This window comes from Desulfobacter vibrioformis DSM 8776 (genome assembly GCF_000745975.1).
GTDB classification, from domain to species: domain Bacteria; phylum Desulfobacterota; class Desulfobacteria; order Desulfobacterales; family Desulfobacteraceae; genus Desulfobacter; species Desulfobacter vibrioformis.
Map to the genome: position 1 here is coordinate 179,505 of NZ_JQKJ01000003.1, position 23,793 is coordinate 203,297.

26 protein-coding genes and 1 pseudogene are annotated in these 23,793 nt (G+C 47.0%); 19 read left to right on the top strand and 8 right to left on the bottom strand.

From position 1 onward, the window contains the following. Positions 1-150: 150 nt before the first annotated feature. Positions 151-1,332 carry a methyltransferase domain-containing protein gene (locus Q366_RS04085; protein ID WP_035236542.1) on the bottom strand — a complete coding sequence of 394 codons (1,182 nt, stop codon included), beginning with the start codon at positions 1,330-1,332 and terminating at the stop codon, positions 151-153. Positions 1,333-1,465: 133 nt separating this feature from the next. On the opposite strand from Q366_RS04085, the gene Q366_RS22320 reads away from it, so the two are divergent. Then, positions 1,466-1,780: an ISAs1 family transposase gene (locus Q366_RS22320; RefSeq protein ID WP_084691699.1), complete on the top strand. Its 315-nt coding sequence runs from the start codon at positions 1,466-1,468 to the stop codon at positions 1,778-1,780. 118 nt (positions 1,781-1,898) lie between these two features. Here the strand turns inward: Q366_RS22320 and nifS are convergent, their stop codons facing one another. The 4 genes from nifS to Q366_RS04105 all read right to left on the bottom strand — a co-directional run bounded on the left by nifS (position 1,899) and on the right by Q366_RS04105 (position 5,280). Further along, complete coding sequence (gene nifS / locus Q366_RS04090) at positions 1,899-3,065, bottom strand: cysteine desulfurase NifS (RefSeq protein WP_035236543.1); 1,167 nt, start codon at positions 3,063-3,065, stop codon at positions 1,899-1,901. An 18-nt stretch (positions 3,066-3,083) separates the two neighbouring features. After that, complete coding sequence (gene nifU, locus Q366_RS04095; RefSeq protein WP_035236544.1) at positions 3,084-3,668, bottom strand: Fe-S cluster assembly protein NifU; 585 nt, start codon at positions 3,666-3,668, stop codon at positions 3,084-3,086. Positions 3,669-3,752: 84 nt separating this feature from the next. Then, the gene (sfsA, locus tag Q366_RS04100) at positions 3,753-4,481 is read right to left on the bottom strand and encodes a DNA/RNA nuclease SfsA (protein WP_035236545.1); all 729 of its coding nucleotides are present in this window, start codon (positions 4,479-4,481) and stop codon (positions 3,753-3,755) included. Then, positions 4,471-5,280: a TIGR02757 family protein gene (locus tag Q366_RS04105; RefSeq protein ID WP_035236546.1), complete on the bottom strand. Its 810-nt coding sequence runs from the start codon at positions 5,278-5,280 to the stop codon at positions 4,471-4,473. Before Q366_RS04105 ends, sfsA begins: the two co-directional genes overlap by 11 nt. Before the next feature lie 157 nt (positions 5,281-5,437). Between Q366_RS04105 and Q366_RS04110 the strand changes: the two genes are divergently transcribed. The 7 genes from Q366_RS04110 (at position 5,438) to Q366_RS04135 (ending at position 9,226) form a co-directional block, all read left to right on the top strand. Beyond that, complete coding sequence (locus tag Q366_RS04110; protein ID WP_035236547.1) at positions 5,438-6,307, top strand: chemotaxis protein CheX; 870 nt, start codon at positions 5,438-5,440, stop codon at positions 6,305-6,307. Between the two features lie 207 nt (positions 6,308-6,514). After that, a complete protein-coding gene (locus tag Q366_RS04115; RefSeq protein WP_035236548.1) occupies positions 6,515-6,970 on the top strand; it encodes a hypothetical protein in 456 nt (151 codons plus the stop codon). Between the two features lie 11 nt (positions 6,971-6,981). Beyond that, positions 6,982-7,752, top strand: a complete 771-nt coding sequence (locus tag Q366_RS04120; protein ID WP_169742929.1) for a sulfite exporter TauE/SafE family protein — start codon at positions 6,982-6,984, stop codon at positions 7,750-7,752. A 167-nt stretch (positions 7,753-7,919) separates the two neighbouring features. Next, positions 7,920-8,048: a hypothetical protein gene (locus tag Q366_RS22135; RefSeq protein WP_281175467.1), complete on the top strand. Its 129-nt coding sequence runs from the start codon at positions 7,920-7,922 to the stop codon at positions 8,046-8,048. 30 nt (positions 8,049-8,078) lie between these two features. Then, on the top strand, positions 8,079-8,234 hold the full coding sequence (locus Q366_RS21200) for a hypothetical protein (RefSeq protein WP_156968108.1): 156 nt from the start codon (positions 8,079-8,081) through the stop codon (positions 8,232-8,234). Positions 8,235-8,242: 8 nt separating this feature from the next. Then, the gene (locus tag Q366_RS04130; protein WP_035236551.1) at positions 8,243-8,467 is read left to right on the top strand and encodes an anti-phage BREX system Lon protease BrxL; all 225 of its coding nucleotides are present in this window, start codon (positions 8,243-8,245) and stop codon (positions 8,465-8,467) included. 27 nt (positions 8,468-8,494) lie between these two features. Beyond that, positions 8,495-9,226: a S16 family serine protease gene (locus Q366_RS04135; RefSeq protein WP_211251862.1), complete on the top strand. Its 732-nt coding sequence runs from the start codon at positions 8,495-8,497 to the stop codon at positions 9,224-9,226. A gap of 71 nt (positions 9,227-9,297) precedes the next feature. Here the strand turns inward: Q366_RS04135 and Q366_RS21520 are convergent, their stop codons facing one another. Next, positions 9,298-9,897 (bottom strand): helix-turn-helix transcriptional regulator, encoded by a 600-nt coding sequence (locus Q366_RS21520; protein WP_169742930.1) that lies wholly within the window; start codon positions 9,895-9,897, stop codon positions 9,298-9,300. A gap of 606 nt (positions 9,898-10,503) precedes the next feature. Between Q366_RS21520 and Q366_RS21880 the strand changes: the two genes are divergently transcribed. The 11 genes and pseudogenes from Q366_RS21880 (at position 10,504) to proC (ending at position 22,802) form a co-directional block, all read left to right on the top strand. Beyond that, the gene (locus Q366_RS21880; protein ID WP_245619860.1) at positions 10,504-11,493 is read left to right on the top strand and encodes a TonB-dependent receptor plug domain-containing protein; all 990 of its coding nucleotides are present in this window, start codon (positions 10,504-10,506) and stop codon (positions 11,491-11,493) included. Beyond that, a complete protein-coding gene (locus tag Q366_RS21885) occupies positions 11,459-12,640 on the top strand; it encodes a TonB-dependent receptor (protein ID WP_245619861.1) in 1,182 nt (393 codons plus the stop codon). The genes Q366_RS21880 and Q366_RS21885 overlap by 35 nt, the downstream gene beginning before the upstream one ends. Before the next feature lie 25 nt (positions 12,641-12,665). Continuing rightward, positions 12,666-13,577, top strand: coding sequence for an ABC transporter ATP-binding protein (locus tag Q366_RS04150; protein WP_035236553.1), 912 nt, complete (start codon positions 12,666-12,668; stop codon positions 13,575-13,577). Next, positions 13,577-17,170 (top strand): ABC transporter permease/M1 family aminopeptidase, encoded by a 3,594-nt coding sequence (locus Q366_RS04155; RefSeq protein ID WP_035236554.1) that lies wholly within the window; start codon positions 13,577-13,579, stop codon positions 17,168-17,170. The genes Q366_RS04150 and Q366_RS04155 overlap by 1 nt, the downstream gene beginning before the upstream one ends. A gap of 244 nt (positions 17,171-17,414) precedes the next feature. Next, positions 17,415-18,311: a DUF4198 domain-containing protein gene (locus Q366_RS04160; protein ID WP_035236555.1), complete on the top strand. Its 897-nt coding sequence runs from the start codon at positions 17,415-17,417 to the stop codon at positions 18,309-18,311. Positions 18,312-18,496: 185 nt separating this feature from the next. Next, the gene (locus Q366_RS04165; protein WP_245619862.1) at positions 18,497-19,630 is read left to right on the top strand and encodes an ATP-binding protein; all 1,134 of its coding nucleotides are present in this window, start codon (positions 18,497-18,499) and stop codon (positions 19,628-19,630) included. A 101-nt stretch (positions 19,631-19,731) separates the two neighbouring features. Then, a complete protein-coding gene (locus tag Q366_RS21205; protein ID WP_156968109.1) occupies positions 19,732-19,896 on the top strand; it encodes a hypothetical protein in 165 nt (54 codons plus the stop codon). Positions 19,897-20,088: 192 nt separating this feature from the next. Continuing rightward, positions 20,089-21,105, top strand: coding sequence for a helix-turn-helix transcriptional regulator (locus Q366_RS04175; RefSeq protein ID WP_035236558.1), 1,017 nt, complete (start codon positions 20,089-20,091; stop codon positions 21,103-21,105). Positions 21,106-21,256: 151 nt separating this feature from the next. Next, a pseudogene (locus tag Q366_RS22325) lies at positions 21,257-21,313 on the top strand (hypothetical protein); the annotation flags it as partial. Between the two features lie 39 nt (positions 21,314-21,352). Beyond that, positions 21,353-21,562, top strand: coding sequence for a hypothetical protein (locus tag Q366_RS04180; RefSeq protein WP_035236559.1), 210 nt, complete (start codon positions 21,353-21,355; stop codon positions 21,560-21,562). 385 nt (positions 21,563-21,947) lie between these two features. Continuing rightward, positions 21,948-22,802 (top strand): pyrroline-5-carboxylate reductase, encoded by an 855-nt coding sequence (gene proC, locus Q366_RS04185; protein WP_035236560.1) that lies wholly within the window; start codon positions 21,948-21,950, stop codon positions 22,800-22,802. A 64-nt stretch (positions 22,803-22,866) separates the two neighbouring features. Here proC and Q366_RS04190 read toward each other — a convergent pair whose 3' ends face one another. Together Q366_RS04190 and Q366_RS04195 are read right to left on the bottom strand one after the other, a co-directional pair. After that, positions 22,867-23,220, bottom strand: coding sequence for a DVU0772 family protein (locus Q366_RS04190; RefSeq protein ID WP_051957811.1), 354 nt, complete (start codon positions 23,218-23,220; stop codon positions 22,867-22,869). Positions 23,221-23,602: 382 nt separating this feature from the next. After that, positions 23,603-23,782: a rubredoxin gene (locus Q366_RS04195; RefSeq protein WP_035236561.1), complete on the bottom strand. Its 180-nt coding sequence runs from the start codon at positions 23,780-23,782 to the stop codon at positions 23,603-23,605. Between the last annotated feature and the right edge of the window lie 11 nt (positions 23,783-23,793).

Sequence of the window (23,793 nt, forward strand, 5' to 3'; positions counted from 1 at the left end):
TCATGATAGGGCAGGTAATATTAAGGACTCTTTAATTTCTTTTGTCAGGCACTGGCAGTTGGTCTGCTTTCGGTCGATGCAGTCGAAAGACCTTTGTCTTCATGCTGTTAGAAAATATCAATGATTAAAATATCATCACTGTCTTTTTTCTTATTTTTGTGCAATAGCAATGAACCGTAACTCAAGGTAGTAAAATTGATCATTATTTACAAACTGATCTTCTATAAACCTCTGGGCATCGCAGATCCATTTATAATGACTTTCAAGCTCATGACGTCCTTGACTGATCAGACGCTTAACATGGCTTCCTCTAAACGAGAAAGAATCGACAAAAATCTGTTCGCGTTCTTCTCGGGAGCGGTTGAGAGTGTCCAAAGGATAGTATTGGATATCAATTTTAGTAAAACCCGCGTTCTTAAGTCGGCTGTATAATTTACGGGCCGACCACCGGTCTGCTGTGTGGGGAGAGTCGGTGGAAACTTTCATGAGATTTGCAATAATACGATTTTCGTCTGGATAATAAATTTTGGTGCCGTCATCCACGTCCCGTATAACCAGAACGCCTTTATCATCTAGCAGGTTATAAATATCTTTAATTAGCTTCTGCGGATAGGCCAGATGGTGGAGGGTAAGTGCAATAAATGCGAAATCATATTGATGTTTATCTTCTCGGTTAAACAAGGCCATATCTGCCTGAAAATCGTCTTTTGCAACATCTATTGAATGAAAAATATACCGGTTGCCATATTTTTCCGCTTCCTTTCGTGCATCTTTAATTTGATTCTCATCCTTGTCAATTCCGATGATTTTTTTGAATTCATTGAATTTTTCAAATCGATCAAAGGTCACATATCCGTCTGCGCAGCCGATATCTAGTGCAGACAAATCTTTTTTGCCGTCAAGCCAGGATAGCGCTTTTTTAAAAGCAGCGACGTCAATCGGGGATGATAGATCTCCCTGCACTTTCAATCGTCGGTGTTCTTTTTCATCGTTAGGTGTGTATAAAGAGGCTTTGGGAATTTTCGGCAGCCGAACATTCTGTTTCAATAGTTCGTCTAGGTAATTTTCGGACTCAATCTGTTTTTCCAGCTGAATGCCATATAAAGATTTCGGTTTAAAAATCGCCATAAATGCGACAATAACAATCAACAGGGAGATCAAAATAATCATGCCAATTATCAAAAAGGTTCGGTCTGTCCCCTGGCTCAATACTGATACGGTCCCGAAAACAACTTCGACAATAAGGATTATTAGAACAAAAAAACCCAGAGGTGTTTTTATCGCGTTGATAATGTCCACTTTGGATTCTATATTTTTTGTTTGATCATTCATAGCCATACCCCCTATTGAGTTTACATTCAGCTACAGGCAATGTCCTGCACGTGATGAAAACACTGAAGCCGCGAAGAACGCATGTTGTGCTGCGCGCTTGGTAAAGCTTCAGCGTTAGCATATAATCGGGTAATTGTACAGCCCGCCCGCGGTTGCCCCCAGGGCAAACGCATTAAAAAGTAATACATGGGAGCAAATAGAGCACTATGGAAATTCAAAACATGAATGGCTGTCAACATTTTTAGAACTTCCCAATGGTATCCCCTCCCACGATACAATAAGGCGGGTATTTATCCTCATTGATCCAAATGAATTCAGAACAGCTTTTATAAATTGGATTAAATCCATAAAGGATTTGATGGGAAATGAGGTCGTTTCCATTGATGGCAAAACCCTAACATTACAGCGATACTTCAGAATTCCCGCCCTTTCAGGAGGGAATTTATAGCTGTAAATCAGCAAAAATACGATGATTTACAGCCCCATTTTCTATGAAAAGAACAAAGTGCCGCTGTAGTGTTAACGAATAAGGTCTGGGACACTGCCGCTCCCCACAGCACAGATAATCACACAACTTTTCCGTCTTTCCAGAACGGCGACATCTGCCGCAGTCTGTCAATGGCCGGAACCAGGGTCTGCACGATGGTATCCATTTCCGCTTTGGTATTATAGTGGGACAATGAAAACCGAATGGTGCCGTGGGCTGATTTAAAGGGCACCTGCATGGCCATGAGCACATGGGAAGGATCCAGGGACCCAGAGGTACAGGCAGACCCCGAAGAAGCGCATATACCGGCCTGGTTCATCAGCATGAGGATGGATTCGCCCTCAACGGCATCAAAGCCGATGGACAGGGTATTGGGCAGGCGGTTTTCCCTGTCTCCGTTCACGGATGTCGCGGGGATGGCTTCCAAAAGCCGTGTCTCAAGGTAATCCCGGACCTCCCGGACCTCGGTCGCCATCAGGGGAAGATGCGCTTTGGCAAGTTCGCAGGCCTTACCCAAAGCAATGATGGATGCTGTATTTTCCGTGCCGCCCCTGCGGCCCTTTTCCTGGTGGCCGCCAATGAGGAAAGGTGAAAACTTGATCCCATTTTTGACATACAGCACGCCAATACCCTTGGGTGCATGGATCTTATGTCCTGACAGGGAAAGCATATCCACCCCCGCAGCCCTGACGTCAATGGGAATCTTGCCCGTGGCCTGGACCGCATCAGTATGAAACCAGATCCCCTTTTCCTTTGCCTTTTCTGCAATTTCTGCAATGGGAAAGATCACCCCGGTTTCATTATTGGCCCACATGACGGAAACAACGGCGGTATCATCGGACATGGCCCTGTAAAGGGTGTCAAGGTCCAGGCGGCCCTTGTTGTCCACCGGCACAAAGGTCACCTTGTACCCCTTTTTCTCCTGGAGGTGAAGACAAAGACTTCTGATGGCCGGGTGCTCAACTGTCGTGGTGATAATATGTTTTTTCCGGGGAAATGCATTCATGGCCGCGTTAATGGCTGCATTATCGCTTTCAGTGCCGCAGGCGGTAAAAATAATGTCTCCAGGGTCTGCGTTGATCAGGTCTGCCACCTGTGCCCTGGCCTGCCCCACTTTTTTATTTACTAAATCCGCAAAGCTATACATTGAAGACGGGTTGCCGTAAAACTGCCCTAAATACGGCAGCATCTCTTGGATCACTTCGTCAGCCACCCGGGTGGTGGCGTTATTATCGGTGTAGATCATATCAATCCTTTTTTAAAATCAATCTGCTGTCGAGGATGTTTCCATGGCGGCCCTGGTCTTGTGGACAATTTCTTCAATTCTATCCAGACATTTGCCGCACCCGCCGCCGGCTTTAAGATAATTGGTCACGTCTTCGGTATTCTCAAGGCCATTTTTTTTAACAGCATCAATAATTTCAAGATCTGTCACATCAAAACATTCGCATACCATCTCTCCTGGTTTTTCAAGGATCTGAATCCCGCGGAAATCGGCAATGGCTTTTTTAAGGGCGGCCTGGCCCATGACCGAGCAGTGCATTTTTTCCTTGGGCAGCCCGCCCAGGTAATCAGCAATGTCGTCATTGGTTACTTTGGCGGCATCATCCAGGGTCATACCCTTGATGATCTCGGTCAACGCCGAGGAGGAGGCCACGGCGGACGCACAGCCAAACGTCATAAAAGTGGCGTCAATGATTCTCTCATTCTCGTTTACCTTTAAATAGAGTTTAAGTGCATCGCCGCAATTCAAAGACCCTGTTTCACCAACGGCATTGGCCCCTTCAAGCTCTCCCACATTTCTCGGTTTCAAAAAATGTTCCATAACCTTTTCCGAATAATTCCACATATCTGCCCTCCTTTTATCCTTCAGTGATCATCCATTTAGCAGGATGAATTTCTCTTTAAGAGAATACTACATAGTGGTAGTTTGTCAATCCAGCCTGAAAAAATTTAAAGAACGATTCAGGCGAATCCGTGCCTGGTCTGCATCCAGATCAAAAACAACATCCCGGACAATAATTTCAACACCCTCTAACCTGGCCTGCATGAGCTTTTCTGCATATTCCGGATCAATGTCAGCCGCCGGGGTAAAGGCATGGGCATCTGTGCGCTGGACAAGAAAAAACAGGACCGCCCTGTGTCCGTTGGCAGCAAGGGCCACAAGTTCCTGGATATGCTTTTGTCCCCGCATCGTAACGGCATCGGGGAACCTGGCCACCCCGTTTTCCACCAGGGTGCAGTTTTTAATTTCCACAAAACACTGCTTTTTATTGTTATCTTCCAGCATCAGGTCCAGGCGGGTATGCTCGGATGTTTTCACTTCCGGCCTCACCCGGCTGTAACCGGAAAGTTCCGGCACCAGACCGTTTTCCACAGATGCCCTGACCAGCCGGTTGGGTACAAGGGTATTAATACCGATGAACGTGCCGTCAATCCGGGTAAGTTCCCAGGTGTATTTAAGCTTTCGTTTCAGGTTGGTGCTTTGTGATATCCACGCCTCGGCACCCGGACGGACACAGCCTTTCATGGACCCTGAGTTGGGGCAATGGGCAGTAACCACCTCACCGTTTTCCAGTTCAATATCAGCCAGAAAGCGTTTATATCGTTTCAAAAGCGTTCCCTGGATCAAAGGCGGAAATTCATACCCGTCATACATCATAAACATCGTCCTTTAAAAACCCTTTCAGTTCAGCCATATCAAGCCCGTCACGGATTCCGAACCGGGTCAGACAAAAATCATATTTCACCGGGTCAGCCGGGTTGATCCGCCTGAAGCCTTGGGTAATCTGGGCAGCACAGATCCCGTCGGCACTGCGGCGTTTTGTAAATCCAAGCATATGTCCGATTTTAAACATATGCGCATCCACCGGACAGGTCAGTGCGGATGCCGGTATAGTGGACCAGCCCCCCGGGTCCACCTGATCCTTGCGCACCATCCATCTTAAAAACAGATGACTGCGCTTGCAGGCAGAGGCTTTCCCGGGATCAGCCAGAAGATGCCCGGCATCCCCTTCCCGCAAAACCCGGGTCCTGATCCGGGCAAGTCCTTCGGACAGATCTGTCCCACCAGCCTGATCCACCGTAAAACAGGCGCCCAGGGATCCGTAATCTGCAATAACCGCCTGAAGCCCCATGATCAGGGCGCTTAAATGATCCCCTGTGGCAAACCTGTATTTAAAGTTTTGAAACATGCCAGCAATGTTTTCCGGATCGGCATTCACGACAAATCCGTGAAGGTCAGGCCCCATCTTGTCAAGCACAGCCGACACAGCCTGCATGATCATGGCGACCCGGCCATATGCCAGACTTGAGGCGATAATCCCTGCGATCTCCCTGTCCCGGACATCCGGATAGTTGTAAAGAAACAACAATGGATCAGGATCAACATACGGTTTCCGGTTATATGCCGAATAAAGCTGGTCCAGCTTTGATCTTAATTTTTGTACGCCAATTTTCATGTTAACACATTATGCAAAATAGGGGCCAATTCACCTGGAAAGAAAAAATACGAAGAATCTCCATGCCCCTCGAAACATAGCATGAAATCAGGGTTGTAAACTTTTAGATTGGCAGGTAGTATAGTTAAAATATTTTTTAAAACCAGATAAGAACATTATGGACGTTAAATATATCAACCCATTTATCACTGCCTCTATAAATGTATTTTTCACATTCTCGGGCATTGAATCCAAGCCCGGCCGCCCCACCATCAGGACAACCCCCCTGGTCAGCGAGGATATCAACGGCTTCATCAGCCTCAACGGCCACGGCATCTCCGGATATTTCATCATCAATTTTTCACAACCCTTTTTAACCCAGATTCTTGCCGCCATCTTTGATTACTCCCAGTCCTCTTTAAACGAACTCCAGGATCTTGCGGGTGAGCTGACCAATATGATTACCGGATCGGCCAAAGCAGAATTATCCCAAAAAGGATTTTTCTTTGATGTCGCTGTGCCCCAAATCAGTCAAACAATCCCTCCCATTCCCAAAGGTCTTAGGGGAAATCCCATTATTGTAGTTCCCTTTAATACGAAATTCGGCAAATTTCAGATTCAAGCATCCCTCCTGGAAATCGCGGAAGATTTTCAAAAGGTTACGCCCCCCGAAATAAAAGCGCCTCCGGGGTATCTTTCAGTGGCGGATTTTGCAAAACTGACCCGGGTTGCTCCCATCAAGGTCAGACGTCTGCTGAAAACCGGTTTTCTCAGAGGGGAAAAGATATCTGCCACGGAATGGTATATTCCGGAAAAAGAATTGCTGAAAATCCAGGGAGATCATCCGCCCCAAATCGCAAATGCATCCGAGCAGTCCCCGACTCTGTTGGAGGAATCTGTCAGCCTGGAAGAATTTTCAAGGCTATCCGGATTGCCGCCCACAAAGATAAAAAATTTTCTTCGAACCGGATTTATCAAAGGAGTCAAGGATGAAAACCAAGCCTGGTGGATCAAAAAAGAGCAGGTGTCAAAATTCAAAAAAATTTAAATCATATGTCATACCCAAACAAGACAGGCCTCCTTTAGACTGCTTTGTTTGCTATAAAATTCAGGAAAATTACAAACTCAATTCTTATACCGGGCTATCAATAATTTAATAGAAAGATATCAAAATAACGGTTTTTGAATATATGCAGCAACCTAACTGAACACGACTGAAACACAACAAAAATTTCAAACAGGAAACGAAACTTTAATGAAAAAAGAAGTGGATGAACAGTTAGCCGCTATTATAATGTGGTCAAATGATCCTTACCTGGCAAAAGAACTTATTCGAGAGATTGGTATTTTAAACCGGATGGGGATGGACACCATGGTATTCCTGATTAAGGATGGGACAGATTTGGCCTTTCCCGATGGTATTAAAAACATCTGCCATGACCCCCAGCTGCAGGAGGACTTACTAACGGGAATCGAGTCATGCTTAGATTCCGGCACGTTTTTTCTGGCCTGTAAAGACTGTTATAAAAAACGGACTGCCGGAGATAAAAATGATTTGGGAAAACCATTTTTGGGCATAGGCGTAGATGCCTTTAACAACTTTATTACCGAGGCTATGCAGGCGGATATTTTCCTGACCTTACAAGGTTTCACGGAAAAACGTATCATTGAATTAATCGACCAGCGAATAGCAAAGGCCTTGGCGAAATAGAAGGAGGGATTGTGGAGTATTTAATTATTGCAGTATTAACTATTGTCGCGAGTACATTGACAGGTACGGTAGGCGTAGGCGGCGCATTGGTTATTGTTCCTGCGTTGACCGTGACTGCCCTCAACATCGGAATGCTTCAGCCTGAAATACGCCTGATCGGTTACACCATGAATTTCATCAGCCTTGCTCCGATTGTCTTTAAACACCGTAAAGCAATTGATTATTCCCTGGCAAGGCCATTGATTGTTTTTTCAGTCATTGGGGCGTTCATCGGGGCGAATATTCCCACGTTTATTGATGAAAAAATATTATTGTATTATTTTGTTGCCACCCTGCTTGTCATTATTTTGCTGTTGATCAAAAAAATGTATGACAAAACCGTGACAGTTAAAAATTTCCAGCACAATTATCGCAACTGGTTGGCGATCAGCCTGATCGGCATGATTGTTGGCTTGGCATCCGGTCTCTTTGGCATTGGAGGCGGTGTGTTTATGTTACCGCTGGTGATAATTTTTATAGGCGTTAAACCTAAAAATATTATCCTTGTCACCCCGCTCATTGTGTTGTTCTCCACTGGAACAGGTATCCTAGTGTCACTGTGGAATAACATATTCTTACAAAACACTGCCGTTGCTGTGATCGTTATTCTGTCTGCCTTGCAGGGAGCAGAATTAGGTGACAAGCTGCGAGGGAAAATGTCTGACAGGATGTTGCAGTGGGTAATTGTGATGGTGTTACTGATCCTAACGGTGAAATTGGGAATGAAGGTTGCTGCCATGTAAAAAGCAAGGTCCATTTTTCGGGTGAACTCCCCCGGATCATCCCTGCCAGCGTTGCTTTTTGAAATGGCTCATCTATTGTCATACCCGTCATCACCGTTTCTGAAATGAAAGGCATCCACAAGGAAAAATCCCAGATCAGCAAGGTTGGCGTCTCCATGTTGGGAACAATGAAAAAAATTGTTACCAACATTCCACGATTTGAGTTCATTCAGACCGATGCCGTGTCAAACCGTATGAAACCCAGGACGTTAAAAATTTCACTACGGGACGGAAACGAACTGATCAGCAGTGAATAGACCATCACATTTGACAGCAGTTCTTCATCCATGGATGACAGGAAAAAAGCGGTTAAGCTTGGATTAAAATCAGGCCCCTTTGACAATAAGAAAGAATATGCCCTGGTTTTAAGAAATGCAGAAGACGAGACCGAGTATGAACGGCTGCCCTTAATGATAGACATTGCATTTGCAAACGATTTTTAGGCGGATTTATGGAAAAAGAAGAGGTCGGCATTGACGTTTTATTGAATATTCATTTTGCAGGCCGTGTCGTTCGAAAAGACCTGACAAAACTTCTCAAGGAAGGGGCCAATGTTCCGGTGTATGTGCTGGAATACCTTTTAGGAATGTATTGTGCGGTGGATGATGAAGAAACCATCCAGGAAGGTCTGAAAGACGCAGTGGATCGACATGATACTCAGATCCACGGGGCTTGAGCCAACCGTTTTTGAAGAACGCGTGAAGTGGAAAAATGCCTGATTTACGCCTTGGAAAGCAGACGGCGCGTCAAGGAGCAGCTTAAAAAAATAGGTGGGATGGAATTTTACGATGTCCATTTCAGCTACATTGATAATGAAACTCTGGAAGAAAAATTTGTAAGCCTGCCTGAACAAGGCGGCGGTTCTCTGATCCCCGAAAGCCCCATGAATCCGGGCACAATGCATACTGTAATGCCGGGGACATCCGGTCATCTCGGGTTATATCGGTTAGAGCTTCAGGCCACCGCCGGGAACGGTAAGTTATCCGTCTCCGGTTCCGGCACCGACAGCAGATCCAAAGAAGCCATAAAAATAGGTTACGACTATTTTAAAGCCAACATGTCCCGGGTCAGTTCCATTGCAAAGGTCACAGACCACGATTATCATCTGCATATCGTTGAAATGCAAAGCACCGGCCCAACCAATAACATAACACTTTGCAGTTTTATTACATTTTGCTCTGGGTTGATGGGCAGACCCATTCAAAGCCAGATGATTATCCTGGGTGATATGAGTTTAGGCGGCACAATCGAAAAAGCCTCCAATCTTGCTGAAACCCTCCAGGTGGGATTTGATGCCGGAGCAAAGCGGATTCTGATCCCCATGAGCAGCGTGGGAGACATCCCCTCCATCCCAGATGAATTATTTGCCAAATTTCAGACCAGCTTTTATTCGGACCCTGTTGACGCTGTTTATAAAGCACTGGGAGTTGAATAATCAAGGGGGAGGGTTACTAAACGCACACAATAAATTTTACTCTGCCCTCCAATTATCCGGCGGATAAAAGTTCAAACCAGATAATGGCTTGGCGTATTGCCAAAATACCTTTTAAATTCTCTGGAGAACGTTCTTTGCTGGGCGTATCCCACTTCAAAAGCCACTTGTGTCACACTTCGGTTCCCGGCCTGCAGCAGACGCCTGGATTCTTCCAGTCTGAACTTGCGGAGAAAATCAAAGATAGTAACACCATAAACTTTAGAAAACCCCTGGCTTAACGTGGTTCTGTTTACGCCTACCATTCTGGAGAGTTCTGTAAGGGAGGGCGGGTTCTTAATATCGGAAATTATTATATCGCGGGCTTTGTGGACGAAATCCGTAGAGTCGGATGCAAGGTCAAAGCAGGAGCCGGTGTGCGCCTTATCTGCATTGAATTGATCAAAACCGGAAATCATCAGTTCCAGGGCTTTGCTTCCTAAAAACAGGCGCCTTCGGACATCAATATATGTGCATCCCATAATTTCATGAAGACGGATATTAATGGAAGGGGTCATGGACACGGGGCAGCAAAAATATCCATCGTTATTTTTAATATCCAACATCTCTTTTATCTTTCGGGCAAATCCTTCTTCTATTCCTTGGGAAAAACGTTGTATAAACCACGGCTCCATTAAAATTCCAATGGTACAGAAGGGTTTTGCGGAGCAATGAACCAGCCCGCCTTTTAAATTATGTGAATAGGTTAAATACCCATGATTTGGGCAATAAGTAGTTTCTTGCTCTTGGCTATAGTGCTGGAGATCAGACCCTTCACCAAGAATAAAAAAAAGGTTAACAAAATTTGTTCCCGCCTTAAAAGGTATGCTTAAAGCAGTGGATGGATAGTGCCGTGCAATGGTCAACGTCAACCCAGGCCGGCACTTGAGCATATATACGAACCCCTTGCTTAGACCGTTCAAGTGATCGGACCAATTATAGAAGATCTCATCCCCGTCCTTTTTTTCTAAAAAATCATTTAGATTATGGCAAGGCCCATAATAGTTTTCAGCTGAAATAATGACAGGATCACATTTTTTCATGCAAGAACCTTTTCCGTTTCAAAGTTTATTATCCAAGCCAAAGTTAACTTATTATTTAACGATTTGTTTAGTCAACATGATTTTTTGTAACAAAGTGACACAAAATTGTTTTTAGGCGCTGTAAAACAATATTTCTTTTTATTATAAGTTCGTCTTGTTTGATTTTGTTTTGATTTATTGTTTGTAAGGGAGATAAAAATGTATCGAAAAAAAATTTTGCAGTTGTTCTGCTGCATCTGTTTCAGCTTGCCTTTGCCGGTTGCCCCATTGTGGGCCGAACAAGCGGAAGATAAGGCGGCAACACAGATGGAAAGTGTTACAGTCACCGCCAATAAAATAGAAGAGGACGTTCAGGAAGTTCCCCAAAGCATCACCGTTATGGATGAAGCTTTCCTGGAAGAAAAAGGGATCACCGACATCCCTGACGTGCTCAGGGAAATTCCCAACATGGCTGTCCAGGAAAACCTCAAAGGTAATCCGGTGAGTTTCCGGGGACTGAACTCCTCGATATTTACCTATAACAATCCGGTGGTTATATACATTGATGGGGTTCCAATTATCAACCAATATGGTTTTGATGCATCCCTGGCCAATGTACAGCGGGTTGAGGTGCTGCGCGGCCCCCAGGGAACACTGTACGGCAAGGATGCCATTGGCGGAGTTATCAATATCATCACCAAAGCACCGGAAAATGAATGGCATGGCATGGCTGGAGCCGAATACGGCAGCTACAACACCATGCAGGGTATTTTTAACCTCAATGGCTCAGTAATTAAAGATACGCTGTTTATGGGCATCAACGGCAAGTATGAGCAATCTGACGGCTGGATTGACAACATTCATTCCGGACTGGATTCCGACGGGAATGAATCCGATCAGCAGCAATTCAGCGGCTATTTTTTATATACCCCCACAGACAGGTTTACTGCAAAGTTGACCCTTTCCATGGATAATCAAAGCAATTCATGGATCAATGGCTATGCGCTTCCCGCCGGATCCGATTTTAGTGAGTTTAACAGGGATGATGCTGAAAAAGTGGACTTTGATACACCAACGCAAGTTGATATCGATTGCTTTTCACAAAGCCTGTACTTGAGCTATGCATTTGATTCAGTAAACCCTGACCTCGACCACAACCCACAAAAAACAGGACATGGAAGGGGATTACGATGTGGATTACCAGGCTGACACCATTTACGACGGACTGAAAAACATTAACCACAATGAAACGGATGCCTATACTCAGGAACTGCGCATATCGAGTAACAACAAAGGCGGCATCCGCTGGGTAGCCGGCTTTTACCTGGATTCAGAAGAATACATACAGAACCCTTTGGGTATGCAATACCCTTATTATGACGGATCAGGGGTGTTTTATGGAAATTTTGATTATCTTGCCGAGTCGGAAATGGACACGACCACCTATGCGGCATTTGGTCAGGCAATGGTTCCTCTGACAGAGCGGTTTGAGCTGACCCTGGGCGGCAGGTATCAACACATTGATAAAGAGGTTGACGTGGATATATACAGCCTGCCGGTGGGAACAACCGGGCTGCCCTTTTCTTCATTCTCCGGAGAGAAGGACTGGGATACCTTTTTGCCTAAAGCCGCGCTATCTTTTGCCCTAAGCGACAACTTTCATACCTATGTTTCGTATTCCCGGGGATATATGCCCGGGGGTTTCAATCCCTTTGCCTCTTCCGGCACGGTTGAGGACAATTCCTTTGAACCCCAGAAATCGGCAAATTACGAGATAGGGATCAAGGGACGTCTGAATCGTTTGAGGTTGGCGGCAAACATATTTTACATGGATATAGACGATATCCATATATATAAGTCAGATGGCGTCAATCTTTATACAGATAATGCGGATAGCGCCCATTCTCAGGGGGTTGAACTTGAGTTGGCCTATAAACTCACCGAAACCGTTGAGTTGACCGGTTCCCTTGGCTTTATAGAAGCCCAGTACGATACTTACGAAGCCGGAAACGGCATATCCTTTGATGGAAAGGATATCGAGAATACCCCTTCCTATACGGCGACGGCCGGTGCCTCTTATAAACATCCCTGTGGATTTTATGGGCGCATCGACATGAGGGCGGCCGGAAAAACGTCTTTCTTTGATGATGCCAATAACAGCTTTGTCGAAGACGACGCATATGTTGTCCTGGATGCAAAGATAGGTTATCTGACCGGGGGATGGGATTTCTATGTGTATGGGAAAAACCTGGCGGATGAGGAGTACGTTACTTATTTTATGTCTGGTACAAGACATTCGCTGGCTGAGTATGGGCAACCGCTGACCATTGGCGCAGGACTCCGCTACCGGTTTTAATATCTTCTTTCCATAAAGGTCTTATATGCAACTGATCATAAAGAATTTATCAAAAACTTATCCTAACGGCGTTCAGGCCCTCAAGGATGTCAATCTGACCATTGACAAAGGCATGTTCGGGCTTTTGGGGCAAAACGGGGCCGGCAAATCTTCCCTGATGCGCACCCTTGCCACCCTGCAGGATGTGGATCAGGGAAAAATTTTCCTTGGTGGTGCGGATGTCATAAAAAATCCTGAAAAAATCCGCAGGACCCTGGGCTACCTTCCCCAGGAATTCGGGGTCTACGATACGGTGTCTGCCGAAGAAATGCTGGACTATATTGCCCAGATCAAGGGGCTGGTAAATAAATCTGAACGAAAGGCCCGGGTAGCGTATCTGCTGAACAGGGTAAATCTTTATAACGTGCGTAAAAAAAGGTTGAAGACCTATTCGGGCGGAATGAAACAACGTTTCGGCATTGCCCAGGCACTCATCGCAGATCCGGAATTGATCATCGTGGACGAGCCGACAGCCGGACTGGACCCTGAAGAACGAAACCGCTTTTATAATATTTTAAGCGAACTGGGAGAAGACGCCATAGTCATTCTCTCCACCCATATTGTGGAGGATGTGACATCCCTATGTTCGGACATGGCCATTATCGGCAGCGGCCGGGTGCTGGTTCATACCCAGCCCGCAAAGATTGTCAATGCGGTGAAAGGCAAAATCTGGACAAAGGAAATTGACAGAAAGGATCTTGATATGTGCAAGGAGAAGCTGCCCGTCATTGCCACCCATATCAACCAGGGACGAATGCGTATCCATGTATTCGGCAATACAGCACCGGATGCCGCTTTTGAACCCGGAACAGCAAATATGGAAGACGCCTATTTTGCGGTGATCAGCGGCAATGCAGATTTGCGGGAACTGTCCCCGGTCGTGCCGGAGGGTCTGTAATGAAACCGACCTGCATCATCCGCTTCGAAATCCTGTATAACGCCCAAAAAGCGTATACCTATATCTTCTTTGGCCTGTTAGTTTATCAAGGTTTCTGGCTCTCCATGGGCGCCAATAATCTGGTGGCCAACAATAATGTTTTACTCAACGCCCCGGCAACCAACTACCAGAACCTGGCCTGCATGGGCATGTTGCTGTTTGCCGTTACCGCCATTATCTGCGCCGGGGCCCTGGCCCGGGATCTGGAATCCGGTGCAGCCCATATCCTCTATCCCGCGATCATCCATGAAAAAAGGTATTTCTGCGGCAAATATATCGGGGCCCTGCTGGTCAATCTGGCAGTGGTGCTGGGGTACCCCCTGGGTATCCTTCTCTTTCCTTTTTGGGGCACTGGCGCACCCGATCAATTTGGTCCAGCACCTTTGGGTCAGCTTGTGCACGGTTTTTTCCTGCTCACCGTGCCGAACCTGGTTTTTCTGGTTAGTTTTTCCGTTTTCCTGGTGGTGATGTTTCGCAAAGCCGCCGCCGCATACCTTGGCGTGCTGCTGATCTTAGTCTGTTTTCTGGTTGCCGTTTCCGTCCGGGAGGAATCCTCCCTTGTTCTGATTGTGAAGCTTCTCGATCCATTTGGCTATTGCGCCGTGAAGCATATCACGGACAAAATGGACATACTGGAACTTAACACCGCGTATCTGCCGGTCACCACCGCTTTGCTGTGGAACCGGATAATCTGGGGCTTTGTTTCCATGTTCCTGTTCGGGATTTCTTTTTGGAAATTCAAGTTCAAGCACTTTGTTGCACAAACTTCCAAAAAGCCGCGCCGGCAAAAGGAATCCGTTGGCCCGCCCCGGGAAAAACCGTTTCAAAAAAACAGTGGCAATGGGTTGCCTGTGCCGGAGTACGGTCCGCGAGTCTGTTTGGTGAAAAGCGCTGGATTTGCATGGCTTGAGATGAAAAGCCTGTTTCGTTCTCCAATCTTTTCCTTTATTTTGGGCACCCTTTTTCTGATGTTTCTGGGATACAATTTTTTGTGGACATCCGCCCAATACCTGACCACTTCCCACTTGCCGCTAACCTCTGTCATGACCTATGCCAGAATTCCCATGATGATCGTCATCGCCTTGATGTTGCTGATTCTCTCCGGCGAACTGTTGTTCAAGGATCGCAGTTCCGGTGTATGGCGGTTAACCGATGCCATGCCCACACCATCCTGGGTTTTTATTTTGTCCCGCTGGCTTGCCATGGGAATCGTCGCATTTTGCATTGCTTCGCTGATTTTTGCGGCAGGACTTGTCTCCCAGCCGGCCATGGGATTTACCGATATTGAATGGGGCCTGTACATCCGGGATTTATACGGATCACGCTTTGGCTGGCTTACCGCTTTGCAAATCATCATGTTGGCATTTTTCTGCGGTGCTTTGTTCAACAGCCGGTTGAAAGGGCATATTTTTTCCATCGGCATATTTTTATTTATCGCCATGTCTGTGGATCACAAGCTGATCGAACAATTGCGCTTTGCTTTCCCTTTTGTTCCAGGCGTTTTTGGCCCGGAAAAATACAACTACTCAGAAATGAACGGATACGGTGTGCTGGATGCCGGCCTTTTTTGGTATGCCGGGGCCTGGACGGCTCTGGCCGCTTTATTTTTTGTCCTTACGCTGCTTTTGTGGAATCGCGGGGTGGACAGAAGCCTTAAAGAACGATGGCAGGTGGTGAAAAGAAGACTGGGGGAACCTTGTGGAAAGGGCCTGACCACAGCCATGATCCTTTGTCTGTTTTTGTTTGGCTGTTTCCAGTACGGTATTCATGACAACCTGGTCCGCAAGGCAGGATATCAAACAGACGCGCAAAAGGAAGCGGCGGACGCAGCTTATGAAAAGAAGTATGCCCGTTACCGGGAAACACCCTGGCCCAAGATTACGGATCTGGATTTGAACCTGAATCTTTTTCCGGGGAAACGCCAGGCAAACTACACGGCCCGGCTGGTGCTGCAAAACAAAACCGACCGGCCCATGGAAATCCTGCACCTGGACTGGGATCAAAAGCTGACCGTGGCAGAACTCTATTGTGACGGACATTCCCTTGAAAAGTTGGAAAGTGATGCTGAATTTCGCCATGCCATATATCTGCTGAAGCCCGCCCTGGCCCCGGGAAAGGCAATGAAGCTGAATATCAAGGCAACCCTTGCCCACAAGGGATTCCACCAGTCCGATTTCCAAGGCGATCTTACCTATAACGGAAGCGTACTGGGCACGGATTTTCTGCCCTTTTTCGGTTATGACCGCTCCCGTGAACTAGCCGAGAACAAAGAGCGGTTGCACCAGGGTCTTGATCTGCTGGATTCCCGCATGGACAGGATGCATAACCTCTTTTCCAGGGCCAACCGGTTTAAATCTGCCCGGTCCGACAGTCTGACCTGGAATATGGTGATCAGTACGGACGCTGATCAGACGGTGGTCGCACCGGGAGAGAAAGTAAACACCTGGCAGGAAAAGGGGCGAAACTATGCCCGGTTCCGGTCCGAACATCCGGGCTCAATGGATTTCAAAATTATTTCCGCACGACTTGCCACCAGGGCCTTCGATTGCCAGGGAGTTTCCTGCCGGCTGTCCCATGATCCCCGTCATACCTATAATCTGCAGGTTTATGAAGATGCCGTGCAAAAGGCGATTTCCTGGCTTTCCGGAGAATTGGGGCCATATCCTTACAGCGTTGCCCGGGTCGTTGAAAAGCCGTTTTATGACGAAGACTTCATCTCCTTTGCCAACGTTACCGCCGTTTCCGAGGCTCACGGCTGGACAGCGGACATCCAAAAGGATGAAGATGGACAATATATTTATATGACAATGGCAAGGGCGCTTGCCCGGCAATGGATTCTGGTTTCTTTAAAAGCATCGGACGTTCAGGGCGCTGAACTTTTAACCCAATCCATTGCCCAATATTATGCGTTCCGGTTTCTGCATGTAATATTCGGCCATGAACAAACGAAGCAATGGCTGGACAAAGCGTATAACGACTATGAAAAAGACAGGGCTAAGGAGGCCATTGAAGAAAAGCCGCTGCTCTTTGTGGACAGGGCAGCTTACCTTTCAAGGGAAAAAGGCGGGCTTGCCCTGTATGCCCTTTCCCGGCGAATCGGTCCCAAAATATTTGACCAATGGCTGAGCAGATGGATTGCGCATGCACGTCAAAAAGAGACATTTTTCACCTCCGCCGACTTTTATAACGATCTGATAAATTTTGTCCCCAATGATCTTCACCCCTTTGTCCGGGAGTGGTTTGAACGCCGCATTCAATACCGGCTGTCACTGGACAATGCGCAAATAAAGGAGGGAAAACTTACCCTGACCATTTTTGCCGCCAAAATGGAATCCAAAGGCGAAAAAGGAACGATGGAAAAAAGCTTCTCAGCGCCCCTTGGGGTTGGATTGGCAGATGAATCCGGGAATGTTCTGAATATCGGACAGATCATGATCCGGCCGGAACAAAACAGCTATACCCTGGATTGCCGTCTTTCTTCGGCCACCGTCATTCTTGATCCGGATTATTGGTATCTGATCGAATCCAGGAAAAAATGTTCAAAAAAATTATAACAGCCACGGGCTGACCTGACTATCAGCCGCCAGGCTCAGCCCGCAACGAAGGTTGAATGATCTGTGTAGGTTGTTACACAGACTTTCTTATACCCCCCATGTCCTAGCGGACACAACGAAGCATGAAACTAAAGACACCAACAATGCGGGCTAAAATGGGCGCCCCAGGCGCTTCGCCCTCTTGTTTCCTGTATCTTGTCTATAGTTTCTTATAAAACTTGTTCACCTTAAAAGGAGACATTACATGTTAAAACTATTTAAAACCGCTTGTTCAATTCTCGCCCTGACAACACTTTGTGCCAGCTCCGTTTCTGCTCACTCTTTGTGGATCAACATACACGGATCCTTTGCCCATTCCCCGGGGCATGTCATCACAAGCCTTGGATGGGGACATGCCATGCCCCTGGATGATTTTCTGGTGGGTCAAGCCGGCATCGTTGACATTGAAAAGTACAGCCTGATGGGCCCGGACAATTCCATCACCCTCATTCCCCTTCCCGTCATCAAACAAGAAAAGGCAACCCCATCCAAAACCGGGATGACCCTTGTTCCCGGAGATTTGGGTTTAAGGAAAATTTCACTGACCGATAAAGCCATGCCCGGAACCTACCAGGTGGCAGCAGAATCCAGGGCCACCTATTTTACCGGATATGTGGATGCCAAGGGCAAAAACAGGATGGCCACAAAATCCATGGATGAGATAAAAGGGGCCCAATCCGTTAATTTCAGCACCCGGTATAAAGCCATGGCCAAGTCCTATTTCAGTATTGAAAAATGGACCCCGCCCAGCCCCCTGGGATATGACCTTGAGATCATGCCCGAAACCGACATGACCAATGTCAAGGCAGGCGACCTGGTCAAATTCACAGTCACACTCAACGGCAAACCCGTGACCTGCGATATGAAGGGAATGAACTATCTGCATATGACCTCCAACACCTTTGGCGGCCCGGATAAATACATGCTTGCCGCATACATCATGAACGGCAAGGCCCAGATCCGGGTTCCGACTCCCGGAGCCTGGAGGGTCTGGGTCACATTAGAAAAAGAGGTCACAAAGGATAATGAACTCAAACATCTGGCAGGAAAATGCAGGTCCATCAATTACGCGGCTTCCGTATCATTTACGGCAAAACCCTGATAATTGATGAACCCGGGGAATTTTAATTCCGGCCATCGTCCTGAAAGGTTTGTATCGTCCGTATCTATGGGGTGGGTCTATTGCCGGATCACACTTACTGTGAACGGATTGTAAGTTAAATTGACAATCTGTTCACAGACTGATACATTCAGCATATGATTTCCCGTGAAATAGAAAATAAAGTATTGGCCTATAGCCAACAGTATCCGGTTGTAACCATTACCGGTCCCCGACAGTCAGGCAAAACAACGCTGACGAAAATGATTTTTCCGGACAAACCATACGTCTCTTTAGAGTCCATTGAAGAGCGCGATTTTGCCCAGAATGATGCCAAAGGCTTTTTGAGTCAATTTCCACAAGGGGCAATTCTGGACGAAATCCAAAGAGTTCCTGATCTGTTGTCTTATCTGCAGGTCCTGGTTGACGAGGCCGGCCGGCCAGGACAATTTATTTTGACCGGCAGCCAGAATTTTGAACTTCTCGACTCAGTGAGCCAGTCTCTGGCCGGCAGGACTGCGCTTGTCAAGCTTCTTCCTTTTAGCCTGGAAGAGATCCGCACAATTTCCGGTCCTCCTGAAACCATCGACAGTTTGCTGTACAAGGGTGCCTATCCCAGGATATATGATCTTGATCTTGATCCCACTGAAGCCTTATCCTTTTACTTTAGCACCTATGTGGAAAGAGACTTGCGTCAGTTAATTAATGTCAAGGACCTGGGCAGATTTGAGACGTTCATTAAACTGTGTGCCACCAGGGTCGGCCAGGTGCTGAATTTGTCGTCATTGGGCAATGACTGCGGCGTAAGTCATAATACCATCAAAAGCTGGCTGTCGATTTTGCAGACAAGTTATATTATCAAGCTGCTTCAACCTTATTATAACAATCTTGGCAAACGGTTGATCAAGTCTCCCAAACTTTATTTTTACGACACAGGACTTGCGGCCTTTCTTCTCGGTATCCAGCAGGAGAACCATGTCGTCTCCCACCCGCTGCGCGGTGCCTTGTTTGAAAACATGGTTGTGTCTGAACTGTTGAAAAAACGGTTTAACCAGGGCAAAACCGACAACCTGTATTATCTGAGGGACAGCCGGGGCAATGAAGTGGATATCCTGCTGGATTACGGCCTTCACCTGGATATGATCGAGATTAAATCAGGCCAGACGCTGACAAAAAGTTTTTTTGGCGGCCTGCATTATTATCGAAGACTTTACCAGCAAACCAGAAACTGTTTTTTGGTGTATGGCGGCGACATAGACAGGATGCAGGAAGACGTGAAAATTATACCATGGGACAGGTTATCATTTCTTACAATCGAGTAGCTGAAATGGATACTTTGCAGGCAGGGGTCGAGTTCAAAGGGGTGCTGTGAAACAAGACCCTGACGGTCACAAGGTCGTTGACTTTAACCCGGCTTAGATCTGTGAAAGGATTCAATCCCGATCCTGGCCCGGCAGATGTCAGGATATCCCCCAGGGGCAGGGCATGGCCCCACCCGGCAGAGACCATGACATGGGCCGGCTGGTGGATCCTGGACTCAAAGGCGTTGACCCACAGAGAATGGGAAGAAGCCGTAACCAGCGGGTAAAAAAGAACATCAAGATGAAAACAATGCGTTTGGTCATGAAAACCTCCTTGTTTTCAGCTAAAAATAGTCGGTCAGTGTGACACCGAACATTCTTGGGACACCGTTATCAAACGCAGTGTTGATTTGCTGTAAAAATTATGATAATGGCAAATAAAGTTATGTTTTACTAATTATTATCGGAAGTACGAATCCATGCAGCAGGCGGGAAAACGGGATGCCGGAACGTCAAACACCTTTCGGATAAATTATAATTCCGCTGATGACCTGGCCTGCAAAGATCCGGTTGAACTTTCCAAGTCACTGGCACCGGGACAAAAGACCGGGCCGGAGATGTTTTCCATCACGTCGGTCCGTCAAGGCTTTTGCATGTATGCCGTCCGGATAGATCCTAAGCATTTGGCTGAATATGAGTTTGAAATAGAACACGCGCCACTGCAGTTTGGGTACTGCCTGAGCGGCAGCACCCATACAGTCTATACCGGGAAAAAGAAAAGCACCGGTGCACAGTTTACCAACCAGGCCGGTACCAATTCCATCTGCCGCATGTCCGGCACCTCAGGCGTCAGCCGCCTGCGGGGTCAAGAGACCTTCAACAGCATTGCCATCCAGATCGATGCCGCACTTTTAGCCCGCTATCTTGACATTGACCTGAAGAACATTTTTGAACCGTGCCGCAGGATTCTGCAAGGTGAAAGTCCCATCTGCGGCCTTCCCATGACAGGCGCCATGCTCAATACGGCACACCAGGTGTTTGCCTGTGATCTTTCCGGATCATCCCGGCAGCTGTTCATGGAGGCCAAAGCTGTTGAGCTGCTCTCCCTGCAAATCGATCTGTTCACCCGCACACCAGGTGTCAGCCCGGACAGGCCCCTGATGCCTGAAGAGGAGGAGCGTATCCGTAATGCGGCCCGGATTTTGATCCGGGATATGCAGGCCCCGCCCACCATATCGATTCTGGCCCGCAAAACCGGACTGAATGAATTCAAGCTTAAAAAAGGGTTTAAGCAGGTGTTCGGCACCACGATTTTACAATATCTTCAGCACCACCGCATGGCCTGTGCCCGGGATATGATCATCAACCAGGGAGCCAATGTCAGCCAGGCCGCTGATTTTGTGGGCTACATCAATATCGGCCATTTCATTGCCTGTTACAAAAGGCAGTTCGGCACCACTCCCGGCAACCATAAATGCTGCCCCGGGGATTCCTGACCGGCTCTCACGCATACCCCAATCCGGATTATTCCTGATCGAATCCGGATTTTGACCCTGCACGCCCTTGCACATCTGTAGACAATCCATTATCAGTTAGCCATTCGCGTAAAAGTTAAACAACTATAATAAAAATTGCAGCGGAGAACGCCAGCGCATCAGCATTGCACGGGCCATACTCAAAGACGCCCCCATTATCATTTTAGATGAGCCAACGGCCGCCCTTGACACAGAAAGCGAAGTTGCCGTGCAAAAAGCCGTTGATACCCTGGTCCGGGACAAAACCGTTATTGTCATCGCCCATCGTCTGTCAACAATTGCAGGGGCGGACCAGATCCTTGTGATTGATAACGGGCAGTTGATTGAAACCGGAACACACACATCGTTGCTGGAAAAGCATGGTAAATATCACGCGTTGTGGCAGGCGCAACTGAACGGTAAAAAATGGAACATTTGACCTTGCACAGTTTGAGTTGGGTATTGCTTCGTATACCCCCCATGTCCTAGCGGACACAACGAAGCATGAAACTAAAGACACCAACAATGCGGGCTAAAATGGGCGCCCCAGGCGCTTCGCCCTCTTTTTTCCTGTATCTTGTCTCTAGTTTCTTACAAAAGTCAAAATAAAGTAAAATTGATTGGAAAATGGCCTTGTTGGCAGGGTTAAGGTTATTCACGGTTAAAAACTCAAATTAACCATGTGTGTTCAAAATAACATATTCAACCATTAAGCAAATTGTATAAAATTGCCTTTGGCAGGGATGATATTTGCCTTGACACGATTTCAGACTGGGCCGTAGTATAGTCAATTTATTATTACTTCAGCCCAAAAAGGAGGCGGGATGCTTCAGGATAAAAAAATCGGTTTCATTGGAAGCGGCAACATGGGGGAAGCCCTGGTCAGCGGGCTTGTGCTGTCCAAGGCAACCAGACCCGAAAATATCATCTGCTCGGATATTTCCCCCGACACACGCAAGGATATTCACGAAAAATACGGGGTGTTAACCACATCCAGCAATATCGAAGTCTGTGAAAAATCAGAAATTATTATCTACGCCACCAAACCCCAGATTCTGGGTTCCGTGCTCAAGGAGACCGCACCAGCCCTGGACAAATCCAAGCTTGTGATCTCCATTGCCGCAGGTGTGCCTTTGGCCGCCATTGCCGCAGGCCTTAAAAAGGAACTGCGCCTGATCAGGTCCATGCCCAATATCTGCGCCTTTGTCAAAGAGAGCGCCACAGCGGTATGTGCGGGGCAGTTTGTCCAGGACGGTGATGTGGAACTTGCCCGGGCGGTTTTTGATTCCGTGGGAAAAACCGTGTTTATCCAGGAAAACATACTCATGGATGCGTTCACTGGATTAAGCGGATCAGGCCCGGCCTATATTTTCACCATTGTGGATGCCATGGCGGATGCCGGGGTAAAAATGGGGCTGTCCAGAAAAGATTCCCTGTTTTTATCCACCCAGACCGTATTGGGCTCGGCGCGCCTGCTCCTTGAGAGCGGGGAACACCCGGGCCAGCTCAAAGACAGGGTGGCCTCTCCGGGGGGCACTGCCATTGCCGGTATCCACACCCTGGAACAGGGCGGGCTTCGCACGACCCTGATCAATGCAGTTGAATCCGCAACCAAACGGTCCATGGAACTGGGTGACATCATGGTAAAGGATTTTATAAAGAACGCGGAAAAAGAATAGAATAATTGGAAAAGAACCGGAGGATGGGTCAGAACGGCCCATCTTCCGGTTCCGGAAAAGCGGATTACGCATCAAGTTCTTTTCTAAGCCAGTCCCTGACTTCTCCTTCCACGGCATAAACCCCTTTGTACTTACCGATACCCTGCATGAATTCCGAAGCAACATCCTCGGGCAGATCAAAACTGCCAAGTTCTTCGGAATCAAACCCCTTTCTTCTGACAAGGGTCAGAATGGGGGTTTTCTTCCAGGTGTTGATAACAAAATAGACGGTTTCATTGTTATTATCCCTGGAGTTGTAATAACTCTGGGAACGCAAAGGTCCCCATTCCAGATGCAGGGCAATGGCTTCTTCAGGGGTCATATCCCAGTCTACGGAATTGATTAGGTTGTAATCTTTTTTTATGTCCTTGAGTCTCATATAAGCCTCCTGTTTTTGCGGTTAATCTCCAGCGTTGCCTATATTAAAAGCAATCCGTGTGCCAGATCGAATAGATATGCAATATCGTCATAATAACAAATAGTTATAATTATATTCGGCCGAGAAAATCACATACAGAAGGTGCAATGATACAGAAAAGAGACAGCCGGCAAGAGACATATATGTCTCCTGCCGGCTGTTTAACGGTCTGAAAAATGAATACTCAATGTCATAAAGTTAAGAAACTTTTCAGATTAAAACCACGAAGTTCACGAAGAACACGAAGTTTAGTTCTCTAATATCTTCGTGAACTTCGTGTTCTTCGTGGTAAAATAAAATCTCAATGCTTAAGTTTATGGCATTGAATGAATACTAGTGTATATCAGCCCATGGCCTTAAAACTTTTCGGGCTGGACCCGCAAACCGGGCATCGCCAATCTTCGGGCAGGTCTTCAAATTTTACCCCTTTTTTGATTTTCCCTTTGCGATCCCCCCTGTCCGGATCATAAATGTATCCGCAATTGGCAACCTGACACTGGTACATATCCTTGGGATCTGACATGGTTCCTCCTT